The sequence below is a fragment of the Streptomyces sp. NPDC018693 genome (assembly GCF_044391385.1).
In the GTDB taxonomy this organism is placed as follows: Bacteria; Actinomycetota; Actinomycetes; order Streptomycetales; family Streptomycetaceae; genus Streptomyces.
The window spans coordinates 233,419-256,523 of record NZ_JBIRZZ010000003.1; the positions used below are offsets into that span (position 1 = coordinate 233,419).

Sequence of the window (23,105 nt, forward strand, 5' to 3'; positions counted from 1 at the left end):
GCCGGCAGGCGGGGCTGTGTTGATCGGCCGCCTGTGGCGGCGTGCCGGATTCCGTCCGGCGGTGGTGGGGCGTGGGGGCGAGCGGCCGGGGCGTCATGGCCGCCACGCCACCCGGTGTTCCGCGAGGTGTGCCAGGACCGCGTGGTTCGCCTCCCAGCCGTCCGGGAACTTCACGAGCGTGCCCAGCTGGACCGGTTCCGTGGACGGGTAGTCGTCGAGGAGGTCGGTGACGCCGGCGCGGCAGACGACGATGCAGGCGTGGCGGTGGCGGGAGGCGAGGACGCAGAGGCGGCCGGTCTCCAGGTGGAAGGCGGTGGCGTCGGGGCGGCCGGACAGGGGGTGCAGGACGACCGTGACGTCGAACTCCATGCCCTGGAGGCGGTTGGCGGTGTCCACGGTGACGTCCGGCACGCCCAGCTCGGCGAGCGCCGCCCGCACCGCCGCCGCCTGGTCGCGGTGGGCCGTACCGACGGCGATGCGGTCGGCGGTCAGCGGGGCGGGGTCCGGGGAGCGCTCCGACAACGACGCGCCGCCGCGGTCCAGGAGGCGTCGTACGACGGTGGCGACCGCGCGGATCGCCTCCGGGTCCGTCCTCGGAGTGTGCCGGGCGGGCAGCTCCAGCAGGCCCCAGCCGGTCTCGGCGGCCTCGTCGATCACCCGGTCGGGCCCGGAGCCGTCCGAGGGCACGGCGAAGGCGAGGCCGCGGTCGCCGTGGTCCGTGCCGCTGCGGAAGCGGGTGTACGGGTAGAACGCGTCGGAGACCAGCGGCGCCGCGGAGGCCGGCAGCCGCCAGGAGACCGGGAGGCGGTGCTGGGGCAGGTCCGGGTTGTGGGCCAGCAGGGTCGTCACCGCCGAGGCGGACGGGTCGTACGACAGGCCGGCCCACTGCTCGCTGCCCACGATCGCGAACGGGTCCAGCTGCCCCGGGTCGCCCACGAACAGCGCCCGCTCGAACAGCCCCGCCACGGCCAGCAGCCCGTCCGAGCGCATCTGGTACGCCTCGTCCACGATCGCGTGCCGCCACGGCTCGTCGACCTTCACATGCGCCCATTTCGCCGCCGTGGAGATCACCACCGGCAGTCCGGTGAGGTCGGCCGCCTTCGCGGACTTCCGTACGTTCGCCAGGTCGTCCAGCGCCTTGTCGTACGGGTCGGTGTCGCTGCTGTGCAGCCGGCCCACCGGCAGCTCGGGGGACTTCTCGGCGAGGCGCAGCACCAGGTCGTCGACCTGCGCGTTGGTCTGCGCCACCACCATCAGCGGGCGTCCGGCGTCGGCGAGCTCCAGCGCGGCCCGGACGACGAGCGTGGACTTCCCCGCGCCGGGCGGGGAGTCGACGACGACACCGCGCGCGGTGCCGTGCAGGGTGTCACCCAGGATCGCGTCGGTGGCGCGGGCGGCGGCCGCACCGGGGTCGAAGTCGGCCTCGGTGGGCACGAGGCTGGTCACAGGTGATCCTCCTCGGTGACGGGGTCGGCGGCCTCGGTCACCTGTTCGCCGGGCGGCCCGCCGTGGGTCCACGGTGTGTTCTCCGGGTCGGGCAACTTGGCGCCGCCGCGCTGTTCGTGCTCGAAGAGCGTGAAGCAGACCCGGTCGCCCTTCTCGGGCACGGAGCCCACCTCGGGTTCCTTGCCGCGGCCCATCTTGTCCACGATCCGCAGCACGATCAGCCCTTCCTCCTCCTGCCCGTCCCGCCCGTCCCGCCCGACGAACTCGGCCGCCTGCGGCTTCCCGCCCAGCGACCGGTAGACCTTCGCCCGCTCCCCGAGGTGCGGCCGGTCGTCCGTGCGGACCGTGACCAGGGGGCGCGGGCTGGGCCGCCTGCCCTCGCTGTACGTCATGACGACATCGGTGACCTCGCCCATGAACGCCTCCCCGGCCAGCCGCCGCCCCGCCATCACCAGCGGGTCGTCGAGGGCCTCCTGTGCCTCCAGGCGGGCCTGCTCACGCTCGCGTGTGGCGAGCTTGTTGGCGGCGGTCACCGCGTCGTCGCGGCGCGGCTGCGGGGGCTCGCCGGCCAGGACACGGTCGCGGTGGCCGGTGAAGGACCAGCGGTCGCGGGTCCACCGCTCCTCGACATGCGCGCCCTCGGGCAGCGCGCGCAGCAGGTCGAGGCCCTGCCAGACCTTCTCCCAGGTGGGCAGCGTGCGGCTCAGCACCAGGTCGCGGATCTCCTGCTCGGCGGCGGTGAGGACGCCGAGCCGGTCGTCCGCCTGGAGTCCGTCCTCGGCGGCGGCGAGAGCCGTGCGCGCACGGTCGTAGCGCTCGATGGCCGGGGCGAGCAGCTTGTTGTCGAACGCCGGGTCGGTCGCCGGACCGGCCGGCGGGCACAGCAACTGGCCGTCCGCGTCCCGCGCCAGCTCCGCGTGCCGGGCGGCCTCCGCGCCCGAGCCGCCCTCCGGGGGGTCGATCCACGCCAGCAGCGCCCCGAGGTGCTGGTCCTCCAGGCTGGACTGCCCGGTCGCCCAGTGCCGGCCGAGCAGGTCGGTGAGCGCCAGCAGCAGCGCGGAGCCGGGGACGCGGGCGCGCTCGCCGTAGTGGGTCAGCCACCGCCCGAGCAGCGGCACGCGCGGCGGCGCGGGATGCGGGGACTCCGGGTCCTGCTCCGCCGTGCGGCGAAAGCGCATGGAGCGGCCCAGCAGGCGGACGAAGTCGATGCCCGCGCGGCTCGGCACGATCAGCTGCGGCGCGTCCGCGCAGAGCTCGACCTCGACCTTGACGCGCTTGCCGGTCTCCGGGTCGGTCTCGTTGCGTTCGGCGGCCTCGACGACGTCGGTGTACGCGTCGATGTACGGCAGCACGACGTCCGCGAGATCGGCGAGGAACGCGAACCGCAGATCACGGTCGCGCGGCTGCGGAACGACCAGCAGCCGGGGCGCCTCTCGCTCGGTGCCGACGAGCGCCCCGAGCGGCGCGCCCGCCTCACCGGCGGTGGTCAGCGGCACGAACACCAGAGGCCGCTCCGACAGATGCCGATGACGCACGGTCGCGGCGGGCTGCGCCCGCCCGGCGGCGACGGCTTCCAGCCGGGCGAGGGTGGCGATCAGCGACACGGGCGGACCTCCGGGCGGGAGCCGTCGGCGGCGGCTGGGTGAGCGGCGACGGCCCAGGAGGTGGCGGCGGCCGCCGGGCCGCGGGTGTCTCTGGCACGGGTGCGGGATTCCCCGGCGTGGGCGGGGGCGCCTCCCGCGCGGGTGCGGGATTCCTCCGGGCGGGCGGGCGTCTCCACGGCGGTGGTGGGCGTGTTCCGGGCGCGGAGGGGCGTGTTCGTGGCGCGGACGCGGGTGTTCCCGGCGCAGGCGTCGGTCTGCTCGGATGCCGCTTCCGCGGGGCGAGTAGGTCTCCTCCTCACCGGGCCGCACCTCCCACCGGCACCGCGCCCAGTGCCTCCGCGCGCAGGGTGGCCGCTCTTCTCAGGGCCGCCACCGCCGGATCGTCCGGGTCGCCGGCATCGCCGCGTGCGGCCGCGAGGACGTCCTCGACCGTGGTCAGAGCGCCGAGGTCGGCGCGGACCGAGCGGCCGAGCGTGGTGACCGCGCCGGTCGTGCGGGAGCGGGCGCGGCAGTGGAAGGCCAGTTCGCAGGCGGACAGGCACTCGGGGGCGTAGGTCGCAGGGACGCTCTCCACGGCGGCCGTGAGCTGATCGGCGGGCAGGTCAGGGGCGAAGCAGGTGCCCTCGGGGAGGGTGTCGGCGATGTCCTGGATGCGGGTGAGGCGGGCCAGCTGGCGTGCGGTGACCGCGCGCTGCTTGCGCACGTCGACGGCGGACGCGGTCGGCTGGTTGGAGAAGTCCTTGGGGCAGACCAGCAGGACGCGCTCACGCACGCGTGGCGCGGGATCCAGCCGGGCGGCGATCTCCTCCAGCGCGAGCACGTACACGGCGGCCTGGCGGGCGGCCGCGCCGACCTTCGCCGGGTCCGCCGCACCGTCCAGCATCGGGAACGACTTGATCTCCACGACGGTCCAGCTGCCGTCGGGGTGGACGACGACCGCGTCCGGCTCCAGGTAGGCGGGGGACCCGGCGACGTCCAGGGCGAGCATCGGATGGTCGAGCAGGGTCCAGCCGCCCGGTGTCCCGGCGGCGGCCTCGGTGGCCTCCCGCAACGCCAGCGCCGTACGCGCCGTGCGCCCCTCCGGGCCGATCGCCGTCAGGTCGGGTACGGCGGCGGAGACCGGGGGCTCGGTGGCGGGGTCCAGCCGCTCACGCACCAGCCGCAGCAACTCCGCGCCGCCGTCCGCCTTCACCTTCGCCTCGAACGCGTTGCCGCGCGTCAGGGCGAACTGAGACTGGCCGAAAGCCGACGGCGACCCCAGCGCGCTCGCCAGGGCCGCCTTGTCCACCCCGGCGCCGTCGAGGATCGCGCGCCGCCTGCAGCCGGGGTTCGCGGCGAGCGCCGCGAGGGCGCGCGCGTCCAGCGCCTTGGCCGGTACGTCGGGTCCGCGCAGCTCAGCGAGCTGCTGCCGGAGCGCCGTCCCCCGCGTCCGTGGGAGAGGCGTCCGGCTCGGCTCCCGGTCCGAACCGTGGGTCGCGCTGCCGTGGAAATCGCTCACCCGGGGAAGTCTGGCATCCACCACTGACAATCGAGGTCTGTGCGGTGGAAGAGCCCTTCGCGAGCGCCGGGACACGCGTGGCGAGACGGGCCCGCACCCGGTCCAGCGCGCGCAGCGCCAGCGGCGTCAGTAGCAGCCCGACGCCCATCACGGCGGCGCCCGCGACCGCGTCCAGGAAGTAGTGGTTGGCGGTGCCCATCACCACGATCGTCGTCACCAGCGGATAGACGACGGCGGCCACCTTCGCCAGGCGCGTGCCGCCGTGGCGCCACAGGATCACGCCGCACCACAGCGCCCAGCCCACGTGCAGGCTCGGCATCGCCGCGTACTGGTTGGTCATGCCGCCCATCCCGCGCGGCGCGCTGGCCTCGCCGCCCCACCAGCCGTACGAGCTGTACTGGGCCATCGTGTCCACGAAGCCGTGACCGGCCGACAGCAGCCGGGGCGGGCAGGTCGGCAGCAGGGTGAAGCCGATCAGGCCGACGAAGGTGGACGTCATCAGCCAGGTGCGGGCGGCCCGGTAGTGCCGGGAGCGCGAGCGGAACAGCCAGACGAGCACCGCCGGGGTGACCACGTAGTGCAGCGACGCGTACCAGAAGTCGGCCGGGACACCCAGCCATGGCTCGCGGGTGAAGAGCCGGTTGAGCGGGTGCTCGGCGTTGATGTACAGGAACTTCTCGATGCGCAGGATCGCCAGTCCGTGGTCGACGGCCGTGGTGACGTCGCCCCGCGCGAGCAGCCGGCCCGCCGTGTAGCAGCCGTAGACGAGCAGGATCAGCGGCAGCTCCGCCCACCAGCGCAGCCGTGTCGGCGAGGCCGCCTCGGTGCCCGGTGACTCGGTGTGGGGCATCCGATCGCCTCCCCCTTCTGTGGTCGCTCTGGTGTCGTCGCTGCTGCGGGTGCTGTCGTGTCTCACTGCGTGCCGCCGCACGAGCGTGTCACTTTACGGCGTATGTGCGCGCCGGTTCCGGGCGCCCCCGGCCCACAAGACGCTGAGATCGCCCCCCGGGTTGCCCCTGTTCAGGGTGAGCGATGATGGAGGGGTTCTGCCTCTGATTTCACCCGGAAAGGCCGCCCATGGCACCGCGCATCCTGCTGGCCCGGCACGGACAGACCGAGTGGTCGCTGTCCGGCAAGCACACCGGCAGGACGGACGTCCCCCTGCTGGAGGAGGGCCGCCGCGGCGCCAAGCTGCTCGGCGAGCGGCTCCAGCGGACGCCCTACGACGGCCTGGCCGGGGCCGAGGTGCGCACCAGCCCGCTGGCACGCGCGCGTGAGACGTGCGAGCTTGCCGGGTTCGGCGAGCGGGCCACCGTGTGGGACACGCTGATGGAGTGGGACTACGGGGCGTACGAGGGCATGACCCCCGCCGAGATCCAGGGCGTCCGCCCCGGCTGGCTCATCTGGCGGGACGGTGTCCCGGACGGTGAGACGCTCGCGGAGGTCGCGGCCCGTGCCGACGAGGTCGTCGACTGGGCCCGGTCCGCCGACCGCGACGTCCTTGTCTTCGCCCACGGGCACATACTGCGGTCCATAGGCGCCCGCTGGCTGGGACTGCCGCTGGACTTCGCCGCGCGGATCCGCCTGAATCCGACGTCCCTGTCCGTGCTGGGCTGGGCCTATGGGGTGCCGGCGATCGAGAGCTGGAACGACCTCGGACATCTGGCGTAGCCGCGGGCAGTCGTGCCGCAGGCCGGCACGGGTGGGCGCGGCCGCACCTCTTCAGCGCCGAGTCGCGCGACCGACCCCCGGCCAGCCGCGGCGCCGGGTGCCCTGCTCACACCGCCCGCGGCCGCGCCGCATGCCGTTCCAGGAACGTGGAGACGCCCGCCGCCCGCCGATGCGGCAGCAGCACCCTCGCCGTGCCCGCCAGCATCGTCTGGACGCGGGACGACTGGACCTGGTCCAGGAGGTCCAGGACACGCATCCCGGCCTGTGCCGCCTCGTCGGGGCGCCCGCCACGTGCGAGGTCGTCCGCCAGTTCGGCCGTGTAGAGGGCGATGTTGCGGGTGAAGTGGGGATCCTGGAGCCGGATCGCCCGGGCCGCGTGGCGGGCCGCGCGCGGCCAGTCGCCGAGCGCGGACCAGCACTGCGCCTCCAGCGCCTCCAGCTCGGCCTCTCCGTAGAAGCTCATCCACTCGGGGTCGGCGTCCGAGGGCCCGCGCCCGTACAGGGCGTGCGCGCGCACCAGGGCCTGCTCGCAGCCCGCGCGGTCGGCGAGCCCCGCCCATCCGCCGGCCTCACGCAGCGCGAGCAGCGACATCAGCCGGGCGGAGCCGAGGGGGCGCGCGACGCGCTGGGCCGCCTGCGCGGCCCGGACCGCCTCTCGCGGCCGGCCCGCGTCCCGTGCCAGGAACGCCGTGTTGCAGAAGGCGTGCGCCTCCAGGGCCTCGTCGCCGTTCACGCGCGCGGTGGCGAGCGCCTCCGCGTAGTGGGAGCGCGCGTCGTCGTAGCGGCCGGAGTCGTGCGCCAGCCAGCCCACGGAGATGGCGAGCTCACCGGCGCCCGAGTGGAGCCGGTCGGCGGTCGCCTGCCGGGTCGCGCCGGCGTCCAGGAGCGCGTACGCGGCGCGCAGTGGGGCGGCCGCGCGCCGGTAGAGGCCGTCGGCGCCGTGCCGGTCGTCCAGCAGCCGGATCCTGCGGACCGCTTCTTCCAGGGCGCTCGCCTCGCCCGCCCCGACGCGGCGCACCGGCCGCTGCGCGGCCGACGCGTCCAGGGCGAGCCCGAGGGGGCCCAGGGAGGCGGCGGCCACGGTGGCGCCTCCGCCGGTCATGAATGCGCGACGCAGCACGTCGCTCTCCTCGTGGTTGTGGTGCGGGTCGTACGGGTGGTGCGGGTTGTGCGGCTCATGCAGGGCGTACGGCTCATGCCGGGCATACGCTCCGTGCGGGTCGTACGCATCCTGCGCGTCAATCGGGTCCTGCGGTTCATACGGGCTCTCCGTGTCGTACGGCTCTCGCGCCCCGCGCGTCTCACTCACGCCCGGCGCGCAGAAAGCGGCATACGCCGGGTGCACGGTCTGCGCGCCCGGCGTGTCCTGCGCTGTGCGCGCCGCGCGTCCGCGCACCGACGCGCGGGGCGCGAAACCCAGGTCGGTGAGCGTGCGGCCGGGGAACATGTGCAGGAACACCCGTTCGTAGGCATAGTTGGGGCAGCGGATCTCGCCGGCCTCGACTCGTCCGATGTAGCGGGCGTCACAGCTGACCCGCTCGCCGATCTCCCGGGCGGCCCGTCGAACCAGCGCGGCGAACTCGGCGGGTGAGCGGTGGCCCCGCAGGCTCCGGAAGGCGAGGTTGGGCCGTGGGGGCCGGTTGGGCCGGGGCGTGGGCACCGTTGACGACGCCATGGCCGGGTCCTCTCGTGCGAACCGTCGAACCATGCCGGAGACGATCAGTTCAACCATGTGATCGCCCTGTTCCCGGCGAGCAAGAACGTACCTGCTGTGGCCGGGCCGCCACGCGGTGTTTAGCTACAAACCGGATATCTCATCCGTGATCTGCCATGAACTGCCATCCTTTGCGGCGGACTTCCGCCGTAGCCGTTGACTTGGTTCGGCGTTGAGCACGGTAGACCGCAATGAGGTGTTCCGTCCCGTTCGTGGAGGCCGGCATGGAGACCAGCCAGGGCAACGTTCCCCGTACGCCGTGCGAGGTGGTGACCGTGCCGGCGAGGCAGGGCCTGGAGGCGGTGGACATCCTGCGGCGGGGCGCGGTCGACGGCGTCGGACCGGTGCTGCACGACGACGGGGGCGACACTCTGGCGTTCGTGGTGCCGGCGGGCACGGCCGCCGCGTGGGACATGCCGGGCAGCGTCTGCATGGAGACCGAGGGACGCGGACTGCGGCTGAACCCCGAGCCGCCGGTGGCGGGCTCGGACTGGCTGCTGCCCCCCGGCGAGGCCGACCTCGCCACCGACCCGGCGGCGCTGCGCAGGGCGCTGGGCGAGGCGGCCAGGATGATCGAGGCGGCGGACAGCCGAGAGTGACCACGTGAGTGACCGGGGGCCCACCCCGCACAACCACCCACGGCCTGCGAAAATGACCGGATGGGAAGGTCCAGGAACACCCGGCGCGGGCGGGACGCCGCCGAAGCCGTCGTCGAGAGCGTCGACGGCGGGCTCGCCCAGCTGATCCCCGACCGGGACCGGGCCCGGGCCTGGACGCTGCTGATCGACGGGGCGCCGCAGTCGCACGTCGACCTCGACGACCCGGCGTATCTCTCCTTCGAGTACCAGCGGCGGCTCGGCCATGTCATCGACCTCGTCGCGCCGCCCGGCCGCCCGATCCACGCCGTGCACCTCGGCGGCGGCGCCCTCACCCTCGCCCGGTACGTCGCCGCCACCCGCCCCCGCTCCACCCAGCAGGTCGTCGAGCGGGACGCGAGCCTCGTCCAACTGGTGCGGCGGGAACTGCCGCTGGACCCGGCGGCGCGGATCCGGGTGCGGTCCGCGGACGCCCGGGAGGGGCTGGCCAAGGTGCCCGACGGATGGGCCGACCTGGTCATCGCCGATGTGTTCAGCGGGGCCCGGACCCCGGCCCATCTGACCTCGACCGAGTTCCTCGACGACGTCCGCAGGACGCTTCGGCCCGACGGCGTCTACGCCGCCAACCTCGCTGACGGCCCGCCGCTCGCCCATCTGCGCGGCCAGATCGCCACCGCCGCCGCCCGGTTCGCCGAGCTCGCCCTGGTCGCCGACCCGACCGTGCTGCGCGGCAAGCGGTTCGGCAACGCGGTGCTGGTGGCCGCCGACCATCCCCTCCCGGTCGCCGAACTGACCCGCCGCGCCGCCTCCGACCCGCACCCCAGCCGCGTCGAACACGGCCGCGCGCTCACCGACTTCACGGGCGGTGCCGTACCCGTCGTCGACGCCTCGGCCGTGGCCTCACCGGCACCGCCGCCGTCGGTGTTCCGGTAGCGAACCCGTAGCCCGCAATGCCCCACCGGTCGTCCCATACGTGCCGACTAATACGTCCCGACTAATACGTCCCGACCTCCACCCGGGGCGGCCCGTCGTGCCAGGTGCAGAACACCGACACCCGGTCCGCGCCCGAGGTGAACTCGACCCGGATCCAGCTCTCGGTGGTCCACGTCTGCATCGACCAGCCGGGGCCCGGGGTGGCCGAGACCAGGCTCGCGGACGTCGTACCCAGGTCGAAGACCACCCGGCCGCCGTCGGTGTCGTAGCTCTTGACGCGGCCGGAGGCGGGCGGTGCGGTGGACGGCTTCTTGGCGGGCGCCTGGGACGAGGGGGCCGGGCTCGGCGAGGGGCTGGAAGTGGCGTCGGGCGCCGGGGACGGCCGGCTCGTCGCCGGTGGCAGCGCCTTCGGCTTCTCGGTGGTCGTCTCGCCGCCCGCCGTGATGGGCAGGGCGCGCGGCGGGTCGTAGGCCGTGCCCGCCATCACCGTGTGGACACCCCACCACGACAGCGTGGCCGCCGCGCCGGTGGCGAGCGACCAGGCCAGTAGGTGTACGAGTCCTCTGCGCATCGCGGGCCATCCTGCCTCACGCACCCCGTGGGTGTCGTCCGGTTGTCCACAGGGGCGGAGTTGTCCACAGGCTCCGGTCCGGCCCGGTGGCATGGCGTACGGTGCGGCGCATGGCAAGTGTGCTCGTGGTCGAGGACGACCAGTTCGTACGCTCGGCGCTCATCCGGCAGTTGACCGACGCCGCCCACACGGTGCGCAGCGTCGGGACGGCGCTGGAGGCGCTGCGCGAGGTCGCCCATGTCCGCTTCGACCTGGTCATCCTCGACCTCGGACTGCCGGACCTGGACGGCTCGGAGGCGCTCAAGATGCTGCGCGGCATCACCGACGTGCCGGTGATCATCGCCACGGCGCGCGACGACGAGGCGGAGATCGTCCGACTGTTGAACGCGGGCGCGGACGACTATCTGACCAAGCCGTTCTCCGTCGAGCACCTGTCGGCCCGGATGGCCGCCGTGCTGCGCCGCTCCCGTGCGGGCGCCGGTGAGGCGTCGACGGCCGGTGTGCTGCGCGTCGGCGGTCTGACCGTCGACCCGCTGCGCCGCCAGGCGGAACTCGACGGCGTACGACTCGACCTCACCCGCCGCGAGTTCGACCTGCTGGCCTTCCTGGCCGGCCGGCCAGGGGTCGTCGTGCCGCGCCGCGAGCTGCTCGCGGAGGTGTGGCAGCAGTCGTACGGCGACGACCAGACCATCGACGTCCATCTGTCCTGGCTCAGAAGGAAACTGGGCGAGACGGCCGCCAGTCCCAGGTATCTGCACACCCTGCGGGGCGTCGGGGTGAAGCTCGAACCGCCGGGCGGGACGGAGCCGATGCCATGAGGTGGGCCCTGGTCAAGGTCTGTCTGGCCGTCACCACCATGGTCGTGGTGGCGTTCGCGGTGCCGCTCGGGCTGGTCGTGAAGGAGATGGCCCGGGACCGCGCCTTCTCCAACGCCGAGCGGGAGGCCGCCGTCGTCGTGCCCGCGCTGTCCATCACCACCGACCGCGAGCAGCTGGAGCGGGTCGTCGCCTCGGCGGGCGCGGACGACGGACTGGCCGTGCACATACCGGCCGGCGAGGGCCGGGCCGCCGTCGACCTCGGCCGGCAGCGGGCCGGCGCCGAGGACATCGCGGCCGTACGGAAGCTGGGGCGGGCCTCCACCACCGAGGTGCCCGGCGGTTCCGCGCTGTTGCAGCCGGTCGCGCTGGGCCTGGGCACCGTGGTGATCGAGGTGTTCGTCCCGGAGTCGGAGGTCACCAACGGCGTCGGCACGGCCTGGGCGGTGCTCGCCGCCGTCGGCGCCGCGCTGGTCGTCGGCTCCGTCGCGGTCGCCGACCGGCTGGGTGTACGGATGGTGCGCCCGGCGAGGCGGCTGGCCGAGGGGGCGCAGGAACTGGGGGAGGGGCAGCTGGGCGCACGGGTTCCGGAGGCGGGGCCGACCGAACTGCGGCGGGCGGCGGTCGCGTTCAACTCCATGGCCGACCAGGTCGTACAGCTCCTCGCGAACGAGCGGGAGCTGGCGGCGGATCTGTCGCACCGGCTGCGCACCCCGCTGACCGTGCTGCGGCTGAACGCGGCCTCGCTCGGCGACTCGCCGGCCGCCGACCAGACCCGGGCGGCGGTCGCGCAGTTGGAGCGTGAGGTGGACACCATCATCCGTACGGCCCGGGAGGCCAAGCCGCAGACGGCGACCGCCGGTCCGGGCGCCGGGTGCGACGCGGCCGAGGTGGTGCGGGAGCGGATGGCGTTCTGGTCGGCGCTCGCCGAGGACGAGGGCCGCAAGGTGCGCCTGGCCGGGGTGGACCGCCCGGTGCGGATACCCGTGGCCCGCGCCGACCTCGCGGCCGCGCTGGACGCCCTGCTCGGCAATGTCTTCCGGCACACCCCGGAGGGCACCGCCTTCGCGGTCGACGTGCACAACGGCGAGGACGCGGTGATCGTGCTCGTCTCCGACGCGGGGCCCGGCATAGCGGACCCGGAGGCGGCGATGGCGCGCGGGCGGGGGTCCGGGAGCGACGGCTCGACCGGGCTCGGGCTGGACATCGTGCGGCGGCTCGCGGAGTCGACCGGTGGGGATGTGCGGATCGGGTCGTCGGTGCTGGGCGGGACCGAGGTGCGGATCTGGATCCAGTTGGACGGGCGGGGGCGGACGCCCGCCCGGCGGGGGCATCGGGGGGCGGTGCGGCGGCGCCGAGGGGGCCGGGCGGTCATCGGCTTTAACCGTTCCCGATCCCTGCCTTAAGCGCACCCTAAGATCCTCGACGGCGGTCCAGGTCGGGCGGTTTGCCCGATTCCGGATCACTAGCGTGCTGCCGCATCCCACTCCCGTGAGCAGCGAAGGCAGGCACGCCATGAATACGCACCGGCGCAGGATCAGCGGCAGGAACAAGGTGATCGGCGGGGTCGTCGCGGCGGCCGTCGTCGGCGGTGGTGTCGTCCTGTTCACCAGCACCGCCCAGGCCGCCGGGGTCGGCGCCGCGTACACGAGGACCAGCGAGTGGTCGACCGGGTACACCGCGCAGTACGTCGTCACCAACAACAGCGGCCGGGCGAAGGCCGACTGGACGCTGGAGTTCGACCTGCCGTCCGGGGCGGGGATCGGCTCGCTGTGGAACGGCGAGTCGAGCGTGAGCGGTCGGCATGTCACCGTGAAGCCGCCGGCGTGGGACACGGACGGGCTGGCGGCCGGGGAGTCGGTCACCGTCGGCTTCGTCGTCAACGGCACGGCCGACCCGACCGGTTGCCGTATCGACGGCGCGACCTGCTCCGCCGACGGCGGCGCCACCCCCGAGCCCAGCGGCCGCCCGACCCAGACACCGACGCCGACCCAGACGCCGACGCCGACCCGGACACCGACGCCGACCCAGACGCCGACCCAGCCCCCCGCCTCGACGGCGCCCCCCGCTCCCACTCCCTCACAGAGCACCGGCACCCCCACCGCCGCCGCCTTCGCCCCCTACGTCGACACCTCCCTCCACCCCGCCTTCGACCTGCTGGCGAGCGCCCGCGCCACCGGCGTCAAGCACTACAACCTCGCCTTCATCACCGACGGCGGTGGCTGCACACCGAAGTGGGGCGGGGTGACGGACCTGGCGAGCGACGCGGTGGCCGCCCAGATCGGAGCCCTGCGTGCCCAGGGCGGCGATGTCCGGGTCTCCTTCGGCGGCGCGGCCGGCTCGGAACTGGGCACCACCTGCGCCTCGGTGGAGGCGCTGGCGGCGGCGTACGGCAAGGTGGTGGACGCGTACGGACTGACGAAGGTGGACTTCGACGTCGAGGGCGGTGCGCTGCCCGACGCGGCCGCCAACACCCGCCGCGCCCGGGCGATCGCCGAGCTGCAGCGGCGCCACCCCGGCCTGGACGTGTCCTTCACGCTCCCGGTGATGCCGGAGGGGCTCACCCAGCACGGCGTGGACCTGCTCGCGGACGCCAAGGCGAACGGCGTGCGGATCGGCGCGGTCAACATCATGGCGATGGACTACGGGCCGGCGTACAGCGGCGACATGGGCACCTACGCCGAGCAGGCGGCCACGGCCACCCAGGCGCAGCTCAAGAGCGTGCTGGGGCTGAGCGACAGCGCGGCCTGGAAGACGGTCGCCGTCACCCCGATGATCGGTGTCAACGACGTCACCACGGAGGTCTTCAGGGTCGACGACGCGTCGCAGCTGGTGGCCTTCGCGAGGGCCAAGGGCCTCGGCTGGCTGTCGATGTGGTCGGCGACCCGTGACAGGCAGTGCGCGGGTGGTGCGAAGAACTACGCGGACGCGACGTGCAGTTCGATCGTCCAGGAGCCGTTCGCGTTCTCGAAGGCGTTCGCGGCCCACCGCTGATCGATCACCGGCGGTCGCAAAACACCACGAACGGGGTGCTTTCGAGCGCCCCGTTCGGCATTGCCGATTACGTTTCGACAACTGACCCCGGCCGCTCTTGACGCATGACAGGACAAACGGCTGTCATATCGCCCATCGTGTTCGGTCTAGTTTGTTTCTGATCGGTTACGACTGAATGCGATGTGGTCACCCCTGGCCAACACCCCCAGGAGCCGTTCATGTCCCTCGCCCTCCCCTCCCCGAGCCGCCGCACCCTGCTGCGCGGCATAGCAGGCGCCACCGTTCTGGGCGCCGGAGTTCCCCTGCTGAGCGCCTGTGGCGGCAGCGGCACCTCGTCCGACCCCAAGACCGTCACCCTCGGCTCCAAGGCGTCGGACCCGGTGCCGAAGAAGGCGTTCGCCGAGATCTACGCGGCGTTCCAGAAGGAGTCCGGGCTCACGGTCGACGTGAACACCAAGGACTCCAACACCTTCCAGGAGCAGATCAACGCCTACCTCCAGGGCACCCCGGACGACGTGTTCACCTGGTTCGCGGGCTACCGCATGCAGTTCTTCGCGGCCAAGGGCCTGGCCACCCCGATCGACGACGTCTGGACGAAGATCGGGGACAACTTCCCCGAGGCGATGCACAAGCTGAGCAAGGGCGAGGACGGCAAGTACTACTTCGTGCCGCTGTACTCGTACCCGTGGGCCGTCTTCTACCGGAAGAGCGTCTTCCAGCAGTACGGCTACGAGGTCCCCACCACCTGGGACGCCTTCGTCGCCCTGTGCAAGCAGATGCAGAAGGACAAGCTCGTCCCCATCGCCTTCGGCGACAAGGACGCCTGGCCCGCGCTCGGCACCTTCGACCAGATCAACTTCCGCAAGAACGGCTACGACTTCCACGTCGACCTGATGGCCGGCAAGGCCGCCTGGACCGACGCCAAGGTGCGCTCCGTCTTCGACCTGTGGGCCGAGATCCTCCCCTACCACCAGGAGGGCGCCGTCGGCCGCACCTGGCAGGACGCCGCACAGACCCTGGCCTCGAAGAAGGCCGGCATGTACCTCCTGGGCACCTTCGTGGGCCAGCAGTTCACCGACCCGAGCGCCCTGGAGGACCTCGACTTCTTCGCCTTCCCGGAGATCGACCCGGCGTACGGGCAGGACACCGTGGAGGCGCCCACCGACGGCTTCATGATGAGCAAGAGCCCGAAGAACAAGACGGGCGCCGTCCAGCTCATGGAGTACCTGGGCACCCCGGCCGCCGAGGAGATCTACCTCAAGGCCGACCCCAGCGTGGTCGCCGCCTCCACCAAGGCCGACACCTCCGCGTACACCCCGCTGCAGAAGAAGGCGTTCGAGATGATCAGCGGCGCCAAGAGCCTCACCCAGTTCATGGACCGTGACAGCCGGCCGGACTTCACCTCCACCGTGATGCAGCCCGCGCTGCAGAAGTTCGTCCGCGACCCCAAGGGGGTCGACAGCCTGCTGTCCTCGATCGAGCGGCAGAAGAAGACGATCTTCGCGTCGGAGTGACGGTCCCCATGACCACCGACACCACCACGAAGAACCCGGAGGCGGCCGCCGTGCCGCCTCCGGGCGCTGCCCCGGCCGGGCGGCGAGCTGCGCGGGGCCACCGGCGCCTGCTCACCGCCCGAGACCGGCTCACGCTCGGCCTCATGGCCGGCCTGCCGACGATCCTGCACGTGGCCCTCGTCTGGGTCACCGCGCTCGCCTCGATCGCCCTCGCCTTCACCAACTGGAACGGCATCGGCTTCGACTCCATCCAGTGGGTCGGACTGGACAACTTCCGGGAGCTGTTCACCAACAACCCGCAGTTCTGGCCCGCCGTCCAGCACAACGTCGTCTGGTTCGTCGTCCTCATCCTGATCCCCACCCCGCTCGGCCTGTTCCTGGCCGTCCAGCTGGACAAGAAGATCCGCTTCAGCCGGGTCTACCAGACCGCGTTCTTCCTGCCGGTCGTGCTGTCCATGGCGGTCATCGGGTTCGTCTGGCAGCTCGTCTACAACCCCGACACGGGCCTGATCAACAGCATCATCGGCGCCAACGAGCCCGGCCACTACATCGACTGGATCGGCGACCCGGACCTCAACCTCTGGGCCGTCCTCATCGCCGCCTCCTGGCGGCACACCGGCTACATGATGATCCTCTACCTGGCCGGCCTGAAGAGCGTCGACCCGTCCCTGCGGGAAGCCTCCGCGCTCGACGGCGCGAACGAGTGGCAGACGTTCAAGAACGTCATCTTCCCGACCCTGCGCCCCACCAACACCGTCGTCCTGGTCGTCACCATCATCGAGGCGCTGCGCTGCTTCGACCTGGTGTTCGTCTTCAACAAGGGCGCCGAGGGCACCGAACTGCTGTCGATCCTCGTCACCAACAACATCATCGGCGAGTCCAGCCGGATCGGGTACGGCTCCGCGATCGCCGTCGTCCTCCTCCTCATCTCGCTCGTCGTGATCATCCCGTACCTGGTGGCCACCTTCCGGAAGGAGCGGCGCGCATGAGCACCCTCGCTCTCAAGAACCCGGAGCGCCGCAAGCCGATGCGCCCGGGACGGATCCTGCTGCACATCGTCCTCGCCAGCATGGCCCTGGCCTGGCTGGCGCCGCTGCTCTGGGCGATCTACTCGGCGATGCGGCCGTACGCGGAGACGAGCGAGAAGGGTTACGTCTCCCTCCCCGACACGCTCAACCTCGACAACTTCACGAACGCGTTCGAGCAGTCGGAGATGACGCACTACTTCGTCAACACGGCGATTGTCGCCGTGCCGGCGGTGCTGCTCACCCTCTTCCTGTCGTCGATGGTCGCCTTCTACGTCAGCCGCTTCGACTTCCGCCTCAACCTCGCCCTGCTGCTGGTCTTCACCGCCGGCAACCTGCTCCCGCAGCAGGTCATCATCACCCCGCTGTACCGGCTGTACCTGCTCATCGACCTGCCCGGCATCACCATGAGCGGCAAGCTGTACGACTCCGCGCTCGGCCTCGTCCTCATCCATGTGGCGTTCCAGTCCGGGTTCTGCGCGTTCGTGCTCAGCAACTACATGCGCTCCCTGCCGCACGAGCTGACCGAGGCCGCCCTCGTCGACGGCGCCTCGGTGTGGCGGCAGTACTGGCAGATCGTGCTGCCCCTGTGCCGCCCCGCCATTGCCGCCCTCGCCACCCTGCTGTCCATCTGGATCTACAACGACTTCTTCTGGGCACTCGTCCTGATCTCCACCGGCGAGAACATGCCGATCACCTCGGCCCTCAACAACCTCTCCGGCACCTACTTCACCGACCCCAACCTGGTCGCCGCGGGCGCCCTGCTCACCGCGATCCCGACCCTGATCGTGTACTTCGTGCTCCAGCGGCAGTTCGTCAGCGGACTCACGCTGGGTGCCAACAAGGGCTGACGAGCCCTTCATCGAAAGAGACCCCCGTGCACAACCCCTTCACCCCCGTCGCCACCGTCCCCGTGGACCCGCGCCGCGCCCGGGTCCACGAGGAGGGCTGGCAGTCCTGGAGCCCCAGCGGCACCTACGCCCTCGACGCGACCCCGTACCGTCCGACCAACGACAACTGGGCGACGGTCTGCTACCGGCCGGGGCGCACGGTCCCGCCGGGCGCCTTCCAGGGGGAGGGCCTGCTGGCGCTCGACCCCGGCGACGGCGGCCCGGTCCGGCTGTGGGCGGCACCGGACCCGCAGCACGCCGTGCCGTCCATCCGCCTGACCGTCCGGGACGGCGGCCGCACGGCGGAGATCACCGCGGACGGGCCGGTGAAGGAGTGGACCGGGGACGGCATCCAGGCGGTGCTCGCCGCCTGGGCCGAGACCCTGGGGCGATCGGCACCGCGCCCCGCCCCCACCGTCTGGTGCTCCTGGTACGAGTACTTCACCGCCGTCACCGAGGACGACATCCACGAGAACCTCCGCGCGATGGACACCCTCGACCTGCCCATCGACGTCGTCCAGATCGACGACGGCTACCAGAAGGCCCTCGGCGACTGGCTCACCCTCTCCGGCCGCTTCCGCTCCCGCGCCGGCATCGCCGACGCGATCCGCGCCCGAGGCCGCCGGGCCGGCATCTGGACGGCGCCCTTCCTGGTCGACCCGGACAGCGAACTGGCCGCCGAACACCCCGACTGGCTGGTCCGCGACCCCGACGGCGGCTTCACCCACGCCGGCCGCAACTGGGGCCACGACCTGCGCGTCCTCGACACCACCCACCCCGCCGCCGCGGCCTGGCTCACCGACGTCTACGCGACCCTGCGCGCCGAGGGCTACGACTACTTCAAGGTCGACTTCCTCTACGCGGGCGCCCTGGACGGCGTACGCCACACCCGCGCCGACGCGCTGACCGCTTACCGCACGGGCGTGGCACTGATCCGCGAGGCCATCGGCGAGGACGCCTACCTCCTCGGCTGCGGAGCCCCCATCCTGCCGTCCATCGGCCTGTTCGACGCGATGCGGGTCAGCCCCGACACGGCCCCGCACCGCCGCCCCGAGGCCGACGACTACAGTCAGCCCGGCCAGGACCCCGCCGAGTTCACGGGCGCTGCCCGCCAGTGGCAGCACGGCCGCCTCTGGACCAACGACCCCGACTGTCTGATGGCCCGTCCGGCCGTGGAGACCCGTGAGCGCTGGGCCGCGCACGTCGAGGCGACCGGTGGCCTGATGGCCTCCAGCGACCGCCTGCTGTCGCTGGACCAATGGGGAGTGGAGACGACTCGCCGTCTCCTGGGAGGAGCTGACGCATGCTGAACATCGACGGCATCGCCTACGGCGGTGACTACAACCCCGAGCAGTGGCCCGAGGAGGTCTGGGCCGAGGACATGCGCCTGATGCGGGAGGCCGGGGTCAACCTGGTCAGCGTCAACATCTTCGCGTGGGCGCTGCTGGAGCCACGCGAGGGCGAGTACGACTTCACCCGCCTCGACAAGATCCTCGACCTGCTGCAGGCCAACGGCATCGCCGCCGACCTCGCCACCCCCACGGCGGCACCCCCGGCCTGGTTCTTCCGCGCCCACCCCGAGGCGCTCCCCGTCGACCGGGACGGCCGCACCCTGTCGTACGGCAGCCGCCAGACGTTCTGCCCGTCCAGCCCCGCCTACCGCGAGGCCGCCCTGCGGATCGCCGGCGTACTCGCGGAGCGCTACGCCGGCCACCCGGCGCTGGCCATGTGGCACATCCACAACGAGTACGGCTGCCACAACGCCGAGTGCTACTGCGACACCAGCGCGGCGGCGTTCCGGACGTGGCTGCGCGAGAAGTACGCCGAGGACCTGTCCGCCCTCAACCACGCCTGGGGCACCACCTTCTGGAGCCAGTGGTACTACGACTGGGAGGAGATCCTCCCGCCCCGCCCGACCGGTGCCGTCCCCAACCCCACCCACCAGCTGGACTGGCGCCGCTTCTGCTCGGACGCGCTGCTGTCCCTGTGCACGGCCGAACGCGACGTCCTGCGGGCCGCGGCCCCCTCGACCCCCGCCACCACCAACTTCATGGTGATGAGTGGCTTCGACGCCCTGGACTACTGGCGCTGGGCGGCCGAGCTGGACATCGTCTCCAACGACCACTACCTGATGTCGGCCGACCCGGCGTCGCAGATCGACATCGCGATGAGCGGCGACCTGGTCCGCTCCCTGGCGGGCGGTGACCCCTGGCTGCTGATGGAGCACTCCACCGGCGCCGTGAACTGGCAGCCCGTCAACCGCGCCAAGAACCCCGGCGAGCTGCGCCGCAACGCCCTCGCCCATGTGGCGCGCGGCGCGGACGGCATCGCCTACTTCCAGTGGCGGGCGGCGAAGGCCGGCGCAGAGCAGTGGCACTCGGCGATGCTCCCGCACGCGGGCACCGACAGCCAGATCTGGCGGGACGTCGTCCGACTCGGCGCCGACCTGCGGGCGCTGGCGGAGGTCAAGGGCAGCCGGGGCACCGCCGAAGTGGCCGTCGTCCATGACTGGGACTCACGCTGGGCCGTGGAACTCCCCTCCCAGCCCACCGAGATGCTCCGCCACCTGGAACAGCTCCGCTCCTGGTACGAGCCCCTGTGGCGGGCGGGCATCGCCGTCGACTTCGTCCGCCCGGACGCGGACCTCTCCCGGTACCGCCTGGTCCTCGCCCCCAGCCTCTACCTGGTGACCGACGCGGACGCCGCGAACCTCACGTCCTTCGCCGAGCGCGGCGGCACCCTCGCCGTCGGCTTCCACAGCGGCATGGTCGACGAGAACTGCCACGTCCGGCTCGGCGGCTACCCGGGCGCCTTCCGCACGGCCCTCGGCGTCCGCACCGACGAACTCTTCCCCCTCCTCCCCGGCGAGACCCGCACCCTCACCGACGGCGCCACCGCGACCCTCTGGTCGGAACGCCTCCGCCTGGAAGGCGCCGAGGCGGTGACGTCGTACACGGACGGCCCCCTGGCAGGCGTCCCCGCGGTCACCCGCCACACCCACGGCACCGGAACGACCTGGTACCTGGCGACCCACCCGGACGCCGACACCCTGGCGGCACTCCTGGCCCGCATGTGCGCGGAGTCGGACGTACACCCGGTCCTGGACGGGATCCCCGAGAACCTGGAGGCGGTCCGCCGCCGGGGCGAGGACGCGGACTACCTGTTCCTGATCGACCACGGGGGCGAGGGCGCGGAGGTGCGGGTGCCGGCCGACGCCGTGGAACTCCTGACCGGGAAGCCGGTGCCGGAGGGCCTCCTGCGGTTGGCACCGGGCGAGATCGCGGTCGTACGCGTCGCCCCGCGCCCCTGAGGGGGGCGCGGGGCTCCGGGCGCACTCAGTCGGAATCCACCGCCGGCAACACCCCCGACTGAGCCGCCCGCCCGTACCACCGCGCACTGGACTTCGGCGTCCGCTTCAACGTCGCGTAGTCCACGTACACCGCCCCGAACCGCTTCTCATAGCCGTACGCCCACTCGAAGTTGTCCAGGAGGGACCACAGGAAGTAGCCGCGCACGTCCGCGCCGTCGGAGATGGCGTGGCGCACCGCCGAGAGGTGGCCGTGCAGGTAGGCGACGCGCTCGGGGTCGTGGACGGTGCCGTCGGGGTCGGGCTTGTCGTCGTAGGCCGCGCCGTTCTCGGTGATGTAGAGCGGCAGGCCCGGGGCCTCGCTCGTGTAGCGCATGATCAGCTCGTGCAGGCCCGTCGGGTCGACGGTCCAGCCCATCTCCGTGCGGTCGCCCGGGGTCTGGTGGAAGGCGACGTCGTCGGCGCCGGGCCACGGGGAGTGACTGCTGGCGCCGTGGCCGTCGGCGCGCGGGCCGTCGGGGGCGTTCCGCGCGTCGGAGACCAGCGTCGGGGAGTAGTAGTTCAGGCCCAGCGCGTCCAGGGGCTGGTTGATGGTCTGGAGGTCGCCGTCCAGGACGTACGACCAGTCGGTGACAGAACGGGTCCCCTCGAACAGCGAGTCCGGGTACGCGCCGTGCAGGATCGGCCCGTGGAAGACACCGTTCGCCAGGTCGTCGATCCTGCGCGCCGCCGCCAGGTCGGCCGGGTCCTGGCTGAGCGGCCGTACGACCGAGGGGTTGAGGCTGATCGCCACCTGGTTGCGGGCCGGCATCACCGAGCGCAGGGCCGAGGCACCCAGCCCGTGCGCCAGGTTGAGGTGGTGCGCGGCGCGCAGCGAGGCCAGCGGGTCGGTGCGGCCGGGCGCGTGCACCCCGGAGCCGTAGCCCAGGAAGGCGCTGCACCACGGCTCGTTGAGCGTGATCCAGTGCTCCACCCGGTCACCGAGCGCCTCGCCGACGATCTGCGCGTACTCGGCGAACCGGAACGCGGTGTCCCGCTCCGGCCAGCCGCCCGCGTCCTCCAGCTCCTGCGGCAGGTCCCAGTGGTAGAGGGTGATCGCCGGCTTGATGTCGTGCGCGAGCAGCTCGTCGACCAGCCGGCGGTAGAAGTCCAGACCCCGCTGCACGGCCGGCCCGCGGCCCGTCGGCTGCACCCGCGACCAGGAGACGGAGAAACGGTACGCGGACAGGCCCAGCTCCGCCATCAGCGCCACGTCCTCGCGGTAGCGGTGGTAGTGGTCGACAGCGATGTCACCGGTCTCGCCACCGGCGGTCTTGCCCGGGGTGTGGCTGAAGGTGTCCCAGATCGACGGGGTGCGGCCGTCCTCCTGTACCGCCCCCTCGATCTGGTACGCCGATGTCGCGGCGCCCCAGAGGAAGGCGGGAGGAAAGGTCACGGGGTTCTCCGGCTGTGCGGACTCAGGCATGGAAGCGCTCCCATAGGTGGTCGTCGAGACCGACGAGGAATGAGGGGGGATGGGGAGGAGGAGAGAAGAACGAACAGGAGGAAGGAAGGGAAGGAGAAAGGGGCCGAGGCTGCGGTGACCCGGCCCCTGGAGAAAGCGGGGCGGCGGGCCTAGCCCTTGACCGCGCCCTGCATGATCCCGCCCACGATCTGCTTGCCGAAGATCGCGAAGACCAGCAGCAGCGGCAGCGTGCCGAGCAGCGCGCCCGCCATGATCAGGGACTGGTCGGGCGTGTACCCGCGGCCGAGACCCGCCACCGCGACCTGCACGGTCGGGTTGCCGGTCTGGGTCAGGACCAGGAACGGCCACAGGAAGTCGTTCCATGTCTGGACGAACATCAGCATGCCGAGCACGGCCATCGCCGGGCGGGCGGCCGGGAAGACCACGTGCCACACCACTCGCCAGCTGCTCGCCCCGTCCACCCGGGCCGCCTCGATGATCTCGTCGGGCAGCGCCTGGATCAGGTACTGCCGCATGAAGAACACACCGAACGCGCTCACCAGCGACGGGAAGATCACCGCCTGCAGCTGGTCCGTCCAGTCCAGCTTGGCGACCATCATGTACAGCGGGATCACGCTCAGCTGCGGCGGCACCATCATCGTGCCGATCACGATCAGCATCATCGCGTTACGGCCCTTGAAGCGCAGCTTGGCGAAGGCGAACCCGGCGATCGTCGACAGGAAGACGATGGTCGCCGCCGACACACCGGCCACGAAGGTGGTGTTGATGAACGCCTCGCCGAGGTTCGCGTCGGTCCAGGCGATCTCGAGGTTGTCGAAGAGGTTGCCGCCGAACCAGAACGGCGGCGGGGTCTGCGCCAGCCGGTTGTTGTCACGGGACGCGGCGATCGCCGTCCACACCAGCGGGAACAGCGAGCCGATCGTGAAGAGGGCCAGGATCACGTAGGCGACCGGCCCGGCGTGCATCTGACCGCCGGCCCGCGCCGACTTGGGCCGGCGCACCTTCCTGGCGTTCGGCGGCGGGGTGTCCTCGGGTTTCGTCAGGGTCGTCGTCACGGCCGTA

The 23,105-nt window shown here is 72.4% G+C and carries 20 protein-coding genes; 11 read left to right on the top strand and 9 right to left on the bottom strand.

The genetic code is table 11. The features are described from left to right. Positions 1-93 precede the first annotated feature (93 nt). The 5 genes from ACH5AC_RS09450 to ACH5AC_RS09470 are packed head-to-tail and all read right to left on the bottom strand — an operon-like array spanning position 94 to position 5,398. A complete protein-coding gene (locus ACH5AC_RS09450; RefSeq protein WP_398861137.1) occupies positions 94-1,446 on the bottom strand; it encodes an AAA domain-containing protein in 1,353 nt (450 codons plus the stop codon). Continuing rightward, positions 1,443-3,050: a hypothetical protein gene (locus ACH5AC_RS09455; protein ID WP_398861138.1), complete on the bottom strand. Its 1,608-nt coding sequence runs from the start codon at positions 3,048-3,050 to the stop codon at positions 1,443-1,445. Before ACH5AC_RS09455 ends, ACH5AC_RS09450 begins: the two co-directional genes overlap by 4 nt. Continuing rightward, complete coding sequence (locus ACH5AC_RS09460; protein ID WP_398861139.1) at positions 3,041-3,349, bottom strand: hypothetical protein; 309 nt, start codon at positions 3,347-3,349, stop codon at positions 3,041-3,043. Before ACH5AC_RS09460 ends, ACH5AC_RS09455 begins: the two co-directional genes overlap by 10 nt. Further along, positions 3,346-4,548, bottom strand: coding sequence for a hypothetical protein (locus tag ACH5AC_RS09465; protein WP_398861140.1), 1,203 nt, complete (start codon positions 4,546-4,548; stop codon positions 3,346-3,348). The genes ACH5AC_RS09460 and ACH5AC_RS09465 overlap by 4 nt, the downstream gene beginning before the upstream one ends. Beyond that, a complete protein-coding gene (locus ACH5AC_RS09470) occupies positions 4,445-5,398 on the bottom strand; it encodes a phosphatase PAP2 family protein (RefSeq protein ID WP_398861141.1) in 954 nt (317 codons plus the stop codon). Before ACH5AC_RS09470 ends, ACH5AC_RS09465 begins: the two co-directional genes overlap by 104 nt. A 227-nt stretch (positions 5,399-5,625) precedes the next feature. On the opposite strand from ACH5AC_RS09470, the gene ACH5AC_RS09475 reads away from it, so the two are divergent. Further along, positions 5,626-6,219 carry a histidine phosphatase family protein gene (locus tag ACH5AC_RS09475; RefSeq protein ID WP_398861142.1) on the top strand — a complete coding sequence of 198 codons (594 nt, stop codon included), beginning with the start codon at positions 5,626-5,628 and terminating at the stop codon, positions 6,217-6,219. A 106-nt stretch (positions 6,220-6,325) separates the two neighbouring features. Here the strand turns inward: ACH5AC_RS09475 and ACH5AC_RS09480 are convergent, their stop codons facing one another. Next, positions 6,326-7,894, bottom strand: a complete 1,569-nt coding sequence (locus tag ACH5AC_RS09480) for a hypothetical protein (RefSeq protein WP_398861143.1) — start codon at positions 7,892-7,894, stop codon at positions 6,326-6,328. A 263-nt stretch (positions 7,895-8,157) separates the two neighbouring features. On the opposite strand from ACH5AC_RS09480, the gene ACH5AC_RS09485 reads away from it, so the two are divergent. Further along, positions 8,158-8,532, top strand: coding sequence for a hypothetical protein (locus ACH5AC_RS09485; protein WP_398861622.1), 375 nt, complete (start codon positions 8,158-8,160; stop codon positions 8,530-8,532). 60 nt (positions 8,533-8,592) lie between these two features. Then, on the top strand, positions 8,593-9,462 hold the full coding sequence (locus ACH5AC_RS09490; RefSeq protein WP_398861144.1) for a spermidine synthase: 870 nt from the start codon (positions 8,593-8,595) through the stop codon (positions 9,460-9,462). A 61-nt stretch (positions 9,463-9,523) separates the two neighbouring features. Here the strand turns inward: ACH5AC_RS09490 and ACH5AC_RS09495 are convergent, their stop codons facing one another. Then, positions 9,524-10,033 (bottom strand): hypothetical protein, encoded by a 510-nt coding sequence (locus ACH5AC_RS09495; RefSeq protein WP_398861145.1) that lies wholly within the window; start codon positions 10,031-10,033, stop codon positions 9,524-9,526. Positions 10,034-10,143: 110 nt separating this feature from the next. Between ACH5AC_RS09495 and ACH5AC_RS09500 the strand changes: the two genes are divergently transcribed. The 8 genes from ACH5AC_RS09500 to ACH5AC_RS09535 all read left to right on the top strand — a co-directional run bounded on the left by ACH5AC_RS09500 (position 10,144) and on the right by ACH5AC_RS09535 (position 20,581). After that, the gene (locus ACH5AC_RS09500; RefSeq protein WP_398861146.1) at positions 10,144-10,851 is read left to right on the top strand and encodes a response regulator transcription factor; all 708 of its coding nucleotides are present in this window, start codon (positions 10,144-10,146) and stop codon (positions 10,849-10,851) included. After that, positions 10,848-12,254: an ATP-binding protein gene (locus tag ACH5AC_RS09505; protein WP_398861147.1), complete on the top strand. Its 1,407-nt coding sequence runs from the start codon at positions 10,848-10,850 to the stop codon at positions 12,252-12,254. The genes ACH5AC_RS09500 and ACH5AC_RS09505 overlap by 4 nt, the downstream gene beginning before the upstream one ends. Before the next feature lie 109 nt (positions 12,255-12,363). Next, positions 12,364-13,842 carry a cellulose binding domain-containing protein gene (locus ACH5AC_RS09510; RefSeq protein ID WP_398861148.1) on the top strand — a complete coding sequence of 493 codons (1,479 nt, stop codon included), beginning with the start codon at positions 12,364-12,366 and terminating at the stop codon, positions 13,840-13,842. A gap of 218 nt (positions 13,843-14,060) precedes the next feature. After that, positions 14,061-15,356, top strand: coding sequence for an ABC transporter substrate-binding protein (locus tag ACH5AC_RS09515; protein WP_398861149.1), 1,296 nt, complete (start codon positions 14,061-14,063; stop codon positions 15,354-15,356). Between the two features lie 8 nt (positions 15,357-15,364). Next, positions 15,365-16,345, top strand: coding sequence for a carbohydrate ABC transporter permease (locus tag ACH5AC_RS09520; RefSeq protein ID WP_398861150.1), 981 nt, complete (start codon positions 15,365-15,367; stop codon positions 16,343-16,345). Beyond that, positions 16,342-17,232: a carbohydrate ABC transporter permease gene (locus ACH5AC_RS09525; protein WP_398861151.1), complete on the top strand. Its 891-nt coding sequence runs from the start codon at positions 16,342-16,344 to the stop codon at positions 17,230-17,232. Before ACH5AC_RS09520 ends, ACH5AC_RS09525 begins: the two co-directional genes overlap by 4 nt. Before the next feature lie 26 nt (positions 17,233-17,258). Then, entirely contained in the window at positions 17,259-18,581 is a 1,323-nt protein-coding gene (locus tag ACH5AC_RS09530) for a glycoside hydrolase family 36 protein (protein ID WP_398861152.1), read from the top strand. Continuing rightward, entirely contained in the window at positions 18,575-20,581 is a 2,007-nt protein-coding gene (locus ACH5AC_RS09535) for a beta-galactosidase (RefSeq protein ID WP_398861154.1), read from the top strand. Before ACH5AC_RS09530 ends, ACH5AC_RS09535 begins: the two co-directional genes overlap by 7 nt. A 25-nt stretch (positions 20,582-20,606) precedes the next feature. Here ACH5AC_RS09535 and ACH5AC_RS09540 read toward each other — a convergent pair whose 3' ends face one another. Both ACH5AC_RS09540 and ACH5AC_RS09545 read right to left on the bottom strand, forming a co-directional pair. Next, on the bottom strand, positions 20,607-22,043 hold the full coding sequence (locus tag ACH5AC_RS09540; protein WP_398861155.1) for a GH1 family beta-glucosidase: 1,437 nt from the start codon (positions 22,041-22,043) through the stop codon (positions 20,607-20,609). Between the two features lie 149 nt (positions 22,044-22,192). Next, on the bottom strand, positions 22,193-23,098 hold the full coding sequence (locus ACH5AC_RS09545; protein ID WP_398861156.1) for a carbohydrate ABC transporter permease: 906 nt from the start codon (positions 23,096-23,098) through the stop codon (positions 22,193-22,195). Between the last annotated feature and the right edge of the window lie 7 nt (positions 23,099-23,105).